Annotated in this window: 10 protein-coding genes; 6 read left to right on the top strand and 4 right to left on the bottom strand. The window is 72.0% G+C overall.

Annotated elements, in window-relative coordinates:
* Positions 1 to 140: 140 nt before the first annotated feature.
* The 5 genes from RS82_RS15715 to aqpZ all read left to right on the top strand — a co-directional run bounded on the left by RS82_RS15715 (position 141) and on the right by aqpZ (position 5,618).
* Positions 141 to 827 carry a DUF4129 domain-containing protein gene (locus RS82_RS15715; RefSeq protein ID WP_052676871.1) on the top strand — a complete coding sequence of 229 codons (687 nt, stop codon included), beginning with the start codon at positions 141 to 143 and terminating at the stop codon, positions 825 to 827.
* Positions 828 to 945: 118 nt separating this feature from the next.
* Positions 946 to 2,190 carry a DUF4350 domain-containing protein gene (locus RS82_RS15710; protein ID WP_157005623.1) on the top strand — a complete coding sequence of 415 codons (1,245 nt, stop codon included), beginning with the start codon at positions 946 to 948 and terminating at the stop codon, positions 2,188 to 2,190.
* Entirely contained in the window at positions 2,187 to 3,203 is a 1,017-nt protein-coding gene (locus RS82_RS15705; RefSeq protein WP_045301091.1) for an AAA family ATPase, read from the top strand. The genes RS82_RS15710 and RS82_RS15705 overlap by 4 nt, the downstream gene beginning before the upstream one ends.
* 5 nt (positions 3,204 to 3,208) lie before the next feature.
* On the top strand, positions 3,209 to 4,510 hold the full coding sequence (locus RS82_RS15700) for a DUF58 domain-containing protein (protein WP_045301088.1): 1,302 nt from the start codon (positions 3,209 to 3,211) through the stop codon (positions 4,508 to 4,510).
* A 310-nt stretch (positions 4,511 to 4,820) separates the two neighbouring features.
* On the top strand, positions 4,821 to 5,618 hold the full coding sequence (aqpZ, locus tag RS82_RS15695; protein WP_045301086.1) for an aquaporin Z: 798 nt from the start codon (positions 4,821 to 4,823) through the stop codon (positions 5,616 to 5,618).
* Positions 5,619 to 5,688: 70 nt separating this feature from the next.
* On the opposite strand, the gene katG is transcribed toward aqpZ, so the two are convergent.
* From katG to RS82_RS15680, 3 genes are all read right to left on the bottom strand, one after another.
* On the bottom strand, positions 5,689 to 7,998 hold the full coding sequence (katG, locus tag RS82_RS15690; RefSeq protein WP_045301084.1) for a catalase/peroxidase HPI: 2,310 nt from the start codon (positions 7,996 to 7,998) through the stop codon (positions 5,689 to 5,691).
* Positions 7,999 to 8,042: 44 nt separating this feature from the next.
* A complete protein-coding gene (locus tag RS82_RS15685) occupies positions 8,043 to 8,531 on the bottom strand; it encodes a Fur family transcriptional regulator (RefSeq protein ID WP_045301083.1) in 489 nt (162 codons plus the stop codon).
* Between the two features lie 63 nt (positions 8,532 to 8,594).
* Entirely contained in the window at positions 8,595 to 9,590 is a 996-nt protein-coding gene (locus tag RS82_RS15680; protein WP_045301081.1) for a stage II sporulation protein M, read from the bottom strand.
* A 16-nt stretch (positions 9,591 to 9,606) separates the two neighbouring features.
* Between RS82_RS15680 and RS82_RS15675 the strand changes: the two genes are divergently transcribed.
* Complete coding sequence (locus tag RS82_RS15675; protein WP_045301079.1) at positions 9,607 to 10,452, top strand: RDD family protein; 846 nt, start codon at positions 9,607 to 9,609, stop codon at positions 10,450 to 10,452.
* 16 nt (positions 10,453 to 10,468) lie between these two features.
* On the opposite strand, the gene ahcY is transcribed toward RS82_RS15675, so the two are convergent.
* Positions 10,469 to 11,968: an adenosylhomocysteinase gene (gene ahcY / locus RS82_RS15670; protein WP_045301078.1), complete on the bottom strand. Its 1,500-nt coding sequence runs from the start codon at positions 11,966 to 11,968 to the stop codon at positions 10,469 to 10,471.
* Positions 11,969 to 12,012: the final 44 nt, after the last annotated feature.

Genomic DNA, 12,012 nt, shown 5'->3' with positions numbered 1-12,012 from the left:
CGGCTGCGCCCGGCGAGCCAGCCGGCGAACGACTCGCTGCGGATCGGCGATCTCACCGTCGACGTCGCCGCGCACGAGCCCTCCCCCACCCGCTGGACCGCCCCCGGCGCCGCACCCGACGGCGCCGACCGCGAGTCGCCGTGGGCCTGATCCGCGCCGCTGTGCGCGCGCTCGCGCGCGCGTCCGACGCCGTCCCGCCGCTCACGCCGGACGGTGACGAAGCACGGCGGTGGGCGGAGCAGGAACTGTCGGACCCGGCGTACGACGTGGCCGAACCGACGCCGTTCGACCGCATCGCCCGCGCCGTCGGCGACTTCATCGCGACGCTCCTGAACCCCGACCTCTCCGGCGGATGGGGCTCGACGTTCGCGCTCGTCGCCGCGATCGTCGTCGCCGTCGTCATCATCGCGGCGTTCCTGCTGTGGGGCGTGCCGCGGGTGACCCGGCGTGCCGCGCCGCGGACTCCGCTGCTGTTCGGCGAGGCCGAGCACCGCTCGGCCGCCGAACTGCGCGCGGCCGCCGCCGAGCGCGCCCGCGCGTCGGACTGGGACGCAGCGATCGTGCTGCGCTTCCGCGCCCTCGCCCGCGGCTGCCTCGAACGCGGTGTCGTCGACCCCCCGCCGGGCGCGACCGTGCATGCGTTCGCTCGAGCCGCGGGCGCGGCCTTCCCCGCGCTCGAGCCTCGGCTCGAGGCGGCGGCCACCGCGTTCGACGACGTCCGCTACCTGCGCCGTCCAGGGAGCGAAGACCTCTACCGTCTCGTCGAGTCCGCTGACGACTCCGTCGCCGCCGCCCGCCCGGTCGCCTGGGAGCAGGTCCCCGCATGAGACTCCCGCACACAGAATCGGAGATTCTGGTCGACACCCCGTGTGGCGCGACCACCGGGCGGCGCGTCGCCGAATGCCTCCGATTCTGTGCACCCGCCACCAGCTGCCGAGGCACCGCATGACGGCGGCGGCGCTCGACACGTCGACTCCGGTCCCCGCGTCCCCTCCGCTCGGCGCCGGCGGGTCGGGCGGATCCTCCGGACGCGTGGGTCCAGCTGGTCCCCGGCGCGGCCGCCGGTGGGCGGCGTGGGTCTCGATCGGCCTCGCCCTGCTCGTGATCGGCGGGATCGGCGGTGCGGTGTCGGCGGCGAACCAGTGGGCCCAGCGCGACGCGCTCGACCCGGACTCGACCGGCCCCGGCGGCACCCGCGCGCTGGCCGAGATCCTGCGGGGCCACGGCGTCGATGTGCGGGTGGTGCGTGATCGTGCGGCCGCCGCAGAGATTCTGGGCACAGCGCCCGCAACCCTCGTCCTCCCGGACGCGCCGGCGCTCTCGGACGACGCGATCGCCGACCTCGCCTCCGGGGCGACCGACGTCGTGCTCGTCGAGCCCCGCGCCCGCACGCTCGACCTGCTGCTCCCGGGCTCCGCCCCCGCCGGGGTCGCCCCCGACGCGGCGATCGGGCCCGACTGCGACCTCGACGCCGCACTCCGCGCCGGCGCCCTCGCCCCGGGGGCCGTCTACAGCGCAGGTGATGCCGAGGCGTGCTACCCGGCGGACGCCGGGTACGGTCTCCTCGTCCGTTCCGCCGATGGCGGCCGCATCGCCGCGGTCGACGCCCGGCCGCTCTTCGCCAACGAGCACCTCGCCGAGAACGGCAACGCGGCGCTCGCGGTGAACCTGCTGGGGCGGCATCCGCTCGTCGTCTGGTACATGCCGAACCCCGGCGACACCGACCTCGCGAACGCGAACCCGTCGCTCGGCGACCTCACACCGCCCTGGGTGAGCGCGGTCATCGTCCTCCTCCTTGTCGCCGGCATCGCAGCGGGCGTCTGGCGGGGCCGCAGGTTCGGTCCGCTCGTCGCGGAGCGCCTGCCCGTGACGGTGCGCGCCTCCGAGACGACCGAGGGTCGCGCCCGCCTCTACGCGCGCGCCGGCGATCCGCTGCACGCCGCGGACCGGCTCCGGATCGGCGCACTGCGGCGCATCGCCGCGCTTCTCGGCCTCGCCGCGAACGCGGCCGCTCCCGACATCGCCGATGCCGCCGCCGGCCGCACAGGGCTCGACCGGAGGGCCGTGCGCGGCATCCTGATCGACGACGTCCCGCGCAGCGATGCGGACCTTGTCGCCCTGAGCACCCGCTTGAGAGACCTCGAGGACGCCGTTCGCACGGCCGTCCGCCCCGAAAGGAGTCCCCGATGACGGACACCCCCGCCACCGCGAGCACCGAGGCGCCCGCCGCGACGGATCGCCCACCCCTCGACGACGCCACGCTGCGCGAGGCGATGAACCGCGTGCGCCTGGAGGTGGGCAAGGCGGTGGTCGGGCAGGACGGCACGGTGACGGGCCTGCTGATCGCCTTGCTGTCTCGCGGCCACGTGCTCCTCGAGGGGGTTCCCGGCGTCGCGAAGACCCTCCTCGTGCGGGCGTTCTCGACGGCGCTGGGTCTCGACACGAAGCGGATCCAGTTCACGCCCGACCTGATGCCCGGCGATGTATCGGGGTCGCTCGTGTACGACGCGAAGACGGGCGAGTTCGAGTTCCGTGAGGGCCCGGTCTTCACGAACGTCGTGCTCGCCGACGAGATCAACCGCACGCCGCCCAAGACGCAAGCGGCTCTGCTCGAGGCGATGGAGGAGCGCCAGGTCTCGACCGACGGCGTGACACGGCCTCTGCCCGACCCGTTCCTCGTCGCGGCCACCCAGAACCCCATCGAGCACGAGGGCACCTACACGCTGCCCGAGGCCCAACTCGACCGGTTCCTGCTGAAGCTCATCGTCGAGATACCGGCACGGGATGCCGAACTGGCCGTGCTGCGCCGACACGCGAGCGGCTTCGACCCGCGCGACCTCGCGGGTGCAGGCCTGCGCCGTGCCGCGAGCGCCGACGAGATCCGCGCGGCGCAGCGGGCCGCGGCATCCGTCACCGTCTCTGACGACGTGCTCGGCTACGTGGTCGATCTCGCGCAGGCCACGCGCCGGAGCCCTTCGGTGCAGCTCGGCGTCAGCCCGCGCGCGGCGACCGCCCTGCTGGCGGCATCGAAGGCGTGGGCGTGGCTCGGCGGGTACCCCGCGATCACGCCCGACCACGTGCAGACGATGCTGCTGCCCGCGTGGCGCCATCGGATCCGGCTGCGTCCCGACGCGGAGCTCGAGGGCGTGTCCGTCGACGCCGTGCTGGGCTCGGTGCTGCAGCAGACCCGCGTCCCGATCTGAGCCGCATGTACGTCACCGGTCGTCTGCCGCTGCTGCTCGCCGTCGGAGCGCTGCCCGTCGTGCTGCTCTCCGCGGCGGGCGTCGACGCGTGGATCGCGGCCGCGGGGTGGGTGCTGCTCTGCCTCGCCGCGATGCTCGGCGACGCCGCGGCGGCACCGGACCCCCGCAGGATCGCGGTGACGCGGAGGATTCCGGGGCGCGTGCTCCTCGGCCAGCGCGTGGTCGCCGAACTGGTGCTGCGCAACCTCGGCGAGCGCACGCTGCGGGGCCGGATCCGCGACGCGTGGCAGCCGACGGCGGGGGCTCCGCCGGAGCGGCCGGCCGTCGTCATCCCACCCGGCGAGGCCCGGACCGTCGGCGTCCCACTGCTCCCCCGCCGCCGCGGCGAACTGCGCTCACGCTTCATCGTCGTGCGCGCCGACGGACCGCTTCGTCTCGCCGGACGCCAGGCTCGTCTCGACGAACCCGGCGCGCTTCGCGTGCTGCCGCCGTTCACCGCCCGACGTCACCTGCCCTCGAGGCTCGCCCGGCTGCGCGAGCTCGACGGCAACACCAGCGTGCAGGTGCGCGGTCAGGGCACGGAGTTCGACAGCCTGCGCGAATACGTGCGCGGTGACGACGTTCGCTCGATCGACTGGCGCGCCACGGCGCGCGCGAGCACGACGATGCTGCGCACGTGGCGCCCCGAGCGCGACCGGCACGTCGTGATCGTGATCGACACCGGACGCACGGCCGCCGCACGCGTCGGCGACGGCGTGCGGATGGATGCCGCGATGGAGGCGGCGCTGCTGCTCGCGGCACTCGCGTCACGGGCGGGCGACCACGTCCACCTCCTGATGTTCGACCGGACGATCCGCGCCCGCGTCACGCGCGTGGACGGACCCGGACTGCTGCCCGCGCTGGTCGACGCGATGGCCCCGGTCGAGCCGCAGCTGATCGACACCGACTGGGACGCCGCCTTCGCGCAGGTGCGCGCTCTCACCTCCCGCCCGTCGCTGGTCGTGCTGCTGACGGCGCAGGACGCCGCCGAGGCGGCGCGAGGGTTCCTCGGGTCGCTCCCGGCGCTCGCGCGGGGCGCGCACGTGCTGGTCGGCGCCGTCACCGACGAGCAGGAACCCCTCCCCGAGCGCCCGGATGCCGCTGACGTCTACCGTGCCGCCGCGGTCGAGCAGAGCAGCCATGACGCCGCGGTCGTCGCCGCCGCCATCGGCCGGGCCGGCGGCGAGGCGATCGCGGCGACGCCCGAGGACCTTCCGCCGCGCATCGCAGATCGCTACCTCGCGCTGAAGGCGGCCGGTCGCCTGTGAGGCCCCGCACTCGCCACACCTGAGCCGCGTCTCCGGGTTTGGGGCGCGCCCCGCGCGTTCGGGGCGCACCGGATGCGCCCCGAGCGCAGCCTGTGCGCCCCAAACCGCGGGCGACGCCACGCAGAGCGGACCAGCGGAGGGGACGGATGCCGCGGGCGACAGCATTCGACACCGCAAACGGGTGGCAACCATCGCCTGAACCACGGGGGAAACTTGCGGAGATCAGGCGTTATACGCAGACACTCCGCGTGCGGTTCCTGGGAAACCGCTGAAAATGCCGCTAGCCTCGCGGCGAGGAAAGGAGTCCGCCATGTCGGATACCACCATCCCGCCCACCACGGTGAACAGGCTCGTCGCGGAGGCTCTGGGAACGTTTCTGCTCGTCTTCGGCGGTGTCGGCGCGGCGCTGTTCGCAGCCAACTTCCCGGCCGGAGACGAGGGCAACCCGCTCGGCATCGCCTTCGTCGGCGTCTCGCTGGCGTTCGGACTGACCGTCGTCGCGGGCGCCTACGCATGGGGACCGATCTCGGGCGGCCACTTCAACCCCGCCATCACGCTCGGACTCGCGGCGGCGGGCCGCTTCGAGTGGAAGAACACGATCGGCTACATCATCGCCCAGGTGATCGGCGGCGCCCTGGGCACGACGCTCATCGTCCTGATCGGCATCTTCGGCACCGACAACTGGCTCGCCAACGCACAGGACAGCGGTTTCGCGTCCAACGGCTACGGCACCGGCGACTTCGGCTCGCCCGGCGGCTTCGAGCTCGGCGCCGCCATCATCGCCGAGGTGCTGCTGACGGCGATCTTCGTGCTCATCATCCTCGGCGTCACGCACTCGACCCGAGGCACGGCGGCGCTCGCACCGCTCGCGATCGGCCTCACGCTGACCCTCATCCACCTGATCTCGATCCCGATCGACAACACGTCGGTGAACCCCGCCCGTTCGATCGCCGCGGCCATCTACGGCGGCCCCGGGCCGCTGTCGCAGCTGTGGGTGTTCATCGTGTTCCCGATCGTCGGCGGCCTCATCGCCGGCGTCCTGCACCGCGCGCTCTTCGAGCCCAAGGGCACGCTGCCCCCGGTCCAGGCCGAGGCACGCGTCAAGTAGTCACCGCACGCACCACGACGAGCGGCCCGCCCCCTTCCGGGGACGGGCCGCTCTTCTGCGTCTGCGCAGGTCAGACGAGGTCGAACCGGTCGAGCTCGGTGACCTTGCCCCATGCCTTCACGAAGTCGCGCACGAACTTCTCGTTCGCGTCGTCCGAGGCGTACACCTCGGCGACGGCACGCAGCTCGGAGTTCGACGAGAACAGCAGGTCGACGCGCGTGCCGATGCCCACCGGCGCGCCCGACCCGTCCTTGACGCCCGCGAAAGCGTGGGCGCCCGGGTCGAGCGGCTTCCAGGTGGTGCCCAGGTCGAGCAGGTTCACGAAGAAGTCGTTCGTGAGCACGCCCTTGCGGTCGGTGAACACGCCGTACTCCGAGCCGTCCCAGTTCGCCCCGAGGACGCGCAGGCCGCCGACGAGCACCGTCAGCTCCGGCGCGCTCAGCGTGAGCAGGTTGGCGCGGTCGATGAGGTGGTGCTCTTCGGGCATGAACGCCTGCGGGCCGTAGTAGTTGCGGAATCCGTCGGTGGTCGGCTCGAGGAACGCGAACGACGTCACATCGGTCTGCTCCTGCGTGGCGTCGGTGCGGCCCGGGTGGAAGACGACCTCGGCGTCGACGCCGGCGTCCTTCGCCGCCTTCTCGACCGCCGCGTTGCCCGCGAGCACGATGAGGTCGGCCAGCGACACCTTCTTGCCGTCGGTGCGGCCGTCGTTGAAGGAGGCCTGGATCTGCTCGAGCTTCGCGAGCACCGTGGCGAGCTGGGCGGGCTTGTTGACCTCCCAGTCCTTCTGCGGAGCGAGGCGGATGCGGGCGCCGTTGACGCCGCCGCGCTTGTCGCTGCCGCGGAACGAGGATGCTGCCGCCCACGTCGTCTCGACGAGCTCGGTCACGCTCAGACCGCTGTCGAGGATCTGCGCCTTGAGCGCCGCCGCGTCCGCCGCGTCGATGAGCGCGTGGTCGACCGCGGGGACGCGGTCCTGCCAGAGGAGCTCCTCCGACGGGACCTCGGAGCCGAGGTAGCGCTCGATCGGACCCATGTCGCGGTGCGTGAGCTTGAACCAGGCGCGCGCGAACGCATCGGCGAAGGCCTCGGGGTCGTCCTTGAACTTCCGCGAGATCGCGTCGTACGCGGGGTCGGTGCGCAGGGCGAGGTCGCTCGTGAGCATGCGGGGCTCGCGACGGCCGTTCGAGTGCGCCATGGGCACCATGTCGGCGCCGCCGCCGTTGATCGGGCGCCACTGGTGGCCGCCGCCCGGACTGCGCATGAGCTCCCACTCGTAGGCGTAGAGGATGTGGAAGAACTCGTTGTCCCAGCGCGTGGGGTGGTACGTCCACGTCACCTCGAGGCCCGACGTGATGGTGTCGTCGCCGTGGCCGGTGCCGTAGCCGTTCTTCCAGCCGAGGCCCTGCTCCTCGAGGCCGGCGGCCTCGGGGTTGTCACCGACGTTCGTGTCGGGTGCCGCGCCGTGTGTCTTGCCGAAGGTGTGGCCACCCGCGATCAGCGCTACGGTCTCCTCGTCGTCCATCGCCATGCGGCCGAACGTCTCACGGATGTCGCGCGCGGACTTCAGGGGGTCGGGCTCGCCGTTCGGGCCCTCCGGGTTCACGTAGATGAGCCCCATCTGCACAGCCGCGAGCGGCCGCTCGAGGTCACGGTCGCCCGAGTAGCGCTCATCGGCGAGCCACGTGGTCTCGGGACCCCAGTACACGTCGGCGTCCGGCTCCCACACGTCGGCGCGGCCACCCGCGTAGCCGAAGGTCTCGAAGCCCATCGACTCGAGCGCCACGTTGCCGGCGAGGATCATGAGGTCGGCCCACGACAGCGACTGACCGTACTTCTTCTTCACCGGCCAGAGCAGGCGGCGCGCCTTGTCGAGGTTGACGTTGTCGGGCCAGCTGTTCAGCGGCGCGAAGCGCTGCTGGCCGGCACCGCCGCCGCCGCGGCCGTCGGTCACACGGTACGTGCCCGCGCTGTGCCACGCCATGCGGATCATGAGCGGGCCGTAGTTGCCGAAGTCGGCGGGCCACCAGTCCTGCGACGTGGTGAGCGTCTCGGCGATGTCGGCCTTGACCGCGGCCAGGTCGAGCGACTCGAAGGCCGCCTTGTAGTCGAAGTCCTCGCCGAGCGGGTTGGCGACCGCCGGGTTCTTGGCGAGGATCTTGAGGTTCAGCTGGTTCGGCCACCAGACGCTGTTGGCGTTTCCGGTGGTCGGGTGCGGCTGACCGCCGTGGATGACCGGGCAGCCCTCCGTCTCGTTCGGGCGCGGGCGGGTCTCGCCGTCCTCGCGCTCGTCGACCGGGGTGTCGATCGGGGTGACCGCCTGATCGGCGTCGGTCGGGTTCTCACCGATCTCCGGGATCGTGTCGTTGGTGTCGGTCATGGCTTCCTTCCAATCGGGATGGGCTATCGAAGTCGGACTGGACGTCAGAAGCGCGCGAGCCCCGCGACGGCAGGCTCGCCGTCGCCCGGTGCCGCCTGCGCGCATGCCGGGCACACGCCCCAGAAGGTCACCTCGGCCACTTGCACGGCGTAGCCGTGCGCGTCGGAGGGCGTCAGGCACGGTGCCTCGCCGACGACGCAGTCGACGTCTTCTACGGCGCCGCACCGCGAGCAGATCAGGTGGTGATGGTTGTCGTCGACGCGCAGCTCGAACAGGCCGGGGCGGCCCGCAGGCTCGATGCGGCGCGCGAGGCCGGCATCGACGAAGTCGCCGAGGGCGTTGTAGACCGACTGCAGGCTCGTGGCCGGGAGCGTACGGGCGACGACGGCGAACAGCTCGTCGGCGCTCGCGTGAGGACGCTCGATGAGCGCATCGACGACGGCGCGCCGCGAATCGGTGACCCGCAGTCCAGCGGCACGCAGTCGGGCCGCCGTGTCGACGGCCCGCGCTTCGACGTCGGTGTGCGGGGCCATACCCTGAGCTTAGCGTTGTTTTGAGTTGTTCAAAACAGTGGTATGCGGCATCCGTCTCGGGAATCAGCCCGCGACGAGCGTCGGCGTGCCTGCCTCGTACTCGGTGAGATCGCCGGTCTCCCCCAGCCGGTGCGCACGCCGGCCGACCACGAGCATGTAGACGAGGAACAGGGCGAGCGCGGCCGCGCCGATGCCGATCTTGACCGGCCATGGCCAGGGCTGTGCCGTCACGAAGCCCTCGATGACGCCCGAGACGCCCAGCGCGATCACGAGGCCTATAGCGATCGTCGCGAGGGAACGGCCCGCCTCGGCGAGGGCTTCGCCGCGCGAGCGCGGTCCGGGAGCGACCCAGGCCCAGAAGATCCGCAGCCCCGCCGCCCCGGCCACGAAGATGCACGTGAGCTCCAGCAGGCCGTGGGGGAGGATGTACAGCACGAACACGTCGCCACGGTCGAACGCCGCCATGATCGCCGCTGCGGTGCCCACGCCGACCGCGTTCTGCACGAGCACCATGATCGGCCAGATGCCGGTGATGCCGAACAGCACGCACTGCGCGGCGATCCAGGCGTTGTTGGTCCACACGGTGCCGGCGAAGACCGCCGCGGGATTCTCGCTGTAGTAGTCCGTGAACTGGTTCTCGGCGTACTTCTCGAGCTCGGCCTGACTGCCGAGGCTCGCGATCAGCGCAGGGTCACCGGAGACCCACAGCGCGACGACGACCATCACGATGACGAAGCCGACAGCGATCGCGAGCGTGGGCCAGCGCACGCGGTAGAGCGCGGCGGGCAGCTGCAGCGCGAAGAAGCGCGGGATCTGGCGCATGACATTCTCGGGCGCCCCGGTCAGTCGCAGCCGTGCGCGGCCCAGCATGGTCGAGATGTGATCGCCCTGGACACTGCGGCCCGCCGACGTCTTCGCATCGGCCAGGTCGGCGGAGGCCGCGCGATACCGGGTGACGAGCTCGTCCACCTCGGCGCCCGACAGGCGACGGGCGCGGCTGAGCTCGTCGAGGCGCGCCCATTCCTCGCGCCGAGCCGCCGTCAGCGCGTCGAGGTCCATGCGCTTTACTGTAGCCATGCCCGCCGACCAGCCCGCGATCGTCGACATCCACCAGGACGAGGTGCTCACCGGCGAGGCCGTCGCGCTCGACGTGCAGCCGCTCGGCTTCTTCATGCGCGCACTCGGGGTGATCATCGACATGATCCTCGGCGTCGTGGTGTTCCTGCTGCTGGCGTGGGGCATCACCTGGCTCGCGGGGATCGGTGTCGTGGACGAGGCGGTGATGCCGATCCTCACGATCGTCCTGCTCGTGCTCGTCATGGTGGTGATCCCGACCGTCGTCGAGACCACCAACCATGGGCGCAGCCTCGGCAAGCTGGCCGTCGGCGGCCGCATCGTGCGGGCCGACGGCGGCGCCTCGGGCTTCCGTCACGCCTTCATCCGCGCCCTCGTCGGCGTGTTCGAGCTGTGGTTCACGGTGGGCGCCGTCGCCGCGCTCGTGGGCGCCTTCACTCCCCGGTCGCAGCGTCTCGGGGACCTGCTCGCCGGGACCTACTCGGAGCGCACGCGCACACCGCGCCTGCCCGACCCGCAGCTGGGGATCCCGCCGCAGCTCGCGGAGTGGGCCGCCGTCGCGGACGTCGCACGACTGCCCGAACGCCTCTCGCGGCGCTTGGCGCAGTTCGCCCGGTCGGCGGCGAGCATGGAGCCGTCCGCACGCGCGCGGGTTGCAGCATCCCTCGCCCGTGAAGCCGCCGAGCACGTCTCACCGGTACCGTCCGCCGACCCCGAGACGTTCCTCATCGGGGTCGTCGCCGTCCGCCGCGAGCGCGAACTGCGGGCGCTGCGGCTCGAGACCGCACGCGCGGACTCGCTCGCGGGTCCGGTGTCGGCGCCGCCGCGCGGCTTTCCCGAGCGCTGAGCCCGGGGCGCCGCGGTCAGTAGCGGTAGTGCTCCAGCTTGTAGGGGCCCTCGACCGGCACGCCGATGTACGACGCCTGCTCGGGGGTGAGCTCAGTGAGCTGCACGCCGAGCGCGTCGAGGTGCAGGCGCGCAACCTTCTCGTCGAGGTGCTTGGGCAGCACGTAGACGGCCGTCGGGTACTCCTCGCGCTTCGTGAACAGCTCGAGCTGCGCGAGCACCTGATTCGTGAAGGATGCGCTCATGACGAACGACGGATGCCCCGTGGCATTGCCCAGATTGAGCAGCCGGCCTTCGCTGAGCACCAGCACGCTGCGCCCGTTCGGCAGGCGCCACTCGTGCACCTGGGGCTTGATCTCGACCTTCTCGACGCCGTCGATCGCCTCCAGGGCCGCCATGTCGATCTCGTTGTCGAAGTGACCCACGTTGCCGACGATCGCGAGGTGCTTGAGCTTCAGCAGGTCGTCGGCGGTGACGACGTCCTTGTTGCCTGTGCCGGTGATGACGATGTCGACCTGCCCTGCCACGTCGGCGAGCCGCGCCACCTGGTAGCCGTCCATCGCTGCCTGCAGCGCGCAGATCGGGTCGACCTCGCTGACGATGACGCGCGCGCCCTGCCCGCGCAGCGCCTCGGCGGCCCCCTTGCCCACGTCGCCGTAGCCGCACACGAACGCGACCTTGCCGCCCATCAGCACATCGGTGGCGCGGTTGATGCCGTCGGGCAGCGAGTGGCGGATGCCGTACTTGTTGTCGAACTTCGACTTCGTCACCGAGTCGTTGACGTTGATCGCGGGGAACAGCAGATCGCCGGATGCCGCGAGCTCATACAGACGGTGGACGCCCGTGGTGGTCTCCTCGGTGACGCCGAGGAGACCTTCGGCCATGCGCGTGAAGCGCTGCGGGTCGCGCGCGAGGCTGGCGCGCAGGGTCTCGAGCACGATGCGGTACTCGGCGGAGTCGTCGGCCGCAGCATCCGGAACCGAACCCTCCTTCTCGAACTCGACGCCCTTGTGGACGAGGAGGGTCGCATCGCCGCCGTCGTCGAGGATCATGTTGGGGCCGTCGAAGCCCTCGGCGGTCCAGTCGAAGATGCGGTCGGCGAGACGCCAGTACTCCTCGAGGGTCTCGCCCTTCCAGGCGAAGACGGGGACTCCGGCGGGGGCGTCGACGGTGCCGGTCGGGCCGACCACGACGGCGGCGGCTGCTTCGTCCTGCGTGGAGAAGATGTTGCAGCTCGCCCAGCGCACCTGCGCGCCCAGGGCAACCAGAGTCTCGATGAGCACGGCGGTCTGCACCGTCATGTGGAGCGACCCCGCGATGCGTGCGCCCTTCAGCGGCTGCGACGCGCCGAACTCCTCGCGCAGCGCCATGAGCCCCGGCATCTCGTTCTCGGCGAGGCGCAGCTGATGGCGCCCCGCTTCCGCGAGCGAGAGGTCGGCGACCTCGTACTCGAAGCCCTCGCGGGACTCGGTGACCTCGGTGGCAGCAGGCGTGGCGACGGGCGTGTGGGTCGGCATCCGCCCATTCTCCCACGCCCGCCGCGGGCCCACGAGAAGAGGAG

Origin of the sequence: Microbacterium trichothecenolyticum, assembly GCF_000956465.1 — a bacterium.
In the GTDB taxonomy this organism is placed as follows: domain Bacteria; phylum Actinomycetota; class Actinomycetes; order Actinomycetales; family Microbacteriaceae; genus Microbacterium; species Microbacterium trichothecenolyticum.
This window is presented reverse-complemented; position numbering and strand designations above follow the sequence as displayed.

What these genes read in the sequence shown, in the direction of transcription:
- RS82_RS15710 (WP_157005623.1), top strand. Translation starts at nt 946, where the DNA reads ATGACGGCGGCGGCGCTCGACACGTCGACTCCGGTCCCCGCGTCCCCT.
- RS82_RS15705 (WP_045301091.1), top strand. Translation starts at nt 2,187, where the DNA reads ATGACGGACACCCCCGCCACCGCGAGCACCGAGGCGCCCGCCGCGACG.
- RS82_RS15700 (WP_045301088.1), top strand. Translation starts at nt 3,209, where the DNA reads ATGTACGTCACCGGTCGTCTGCCGCTGCTGCTCGCCGTCGGAGCGCTG.
- aqpZ (WP_045301086.1), top strand. Translation starts at nt 4,821, where the DNA reads ATGTCGGATACCACCATCCCGCCCACCACGGTGAACAGGCTCGTCGCG.
- katG (WP_045301084.1), bottom strand. Translation starts at nt 7,998, where the DNA reads ATGACCGACACCAACGACACGATCCCGGAGATCGGTGAGAACCCGACC.
- RS82_RS15685 (WP_045301083.1), bottom strand. Translation starts at nt 8,531, where the DNA reads ATGGCCCCGCACACCGACGTCGAAGCGCGGGCCGTCGACACGGCGGCC.
- RS82_RS15680 (WP_045301081.1), bottom strand. Translation starts at nt 9,590, where the DNA reads ATGGACCTCGACGCGCTGACGGCGGCTCGGCGCGAGGAATGGGCGCGC.
- RS82_RS15675 (WP_045301079.1), top strand. Translation starts at nt 9,607, where the DNA reads ATGCCCGCCGACCAGCCCGCGATCGTCGACATCCACCAGGACGAGGTG.
- ahcY (WP_045301078.1), bottom strand. Translation starts at nt 11,968, where the DNA reads ATGCCGACCCACACGCCCGTCGCCACGCCTGCTGCCACCGAGGTCACC.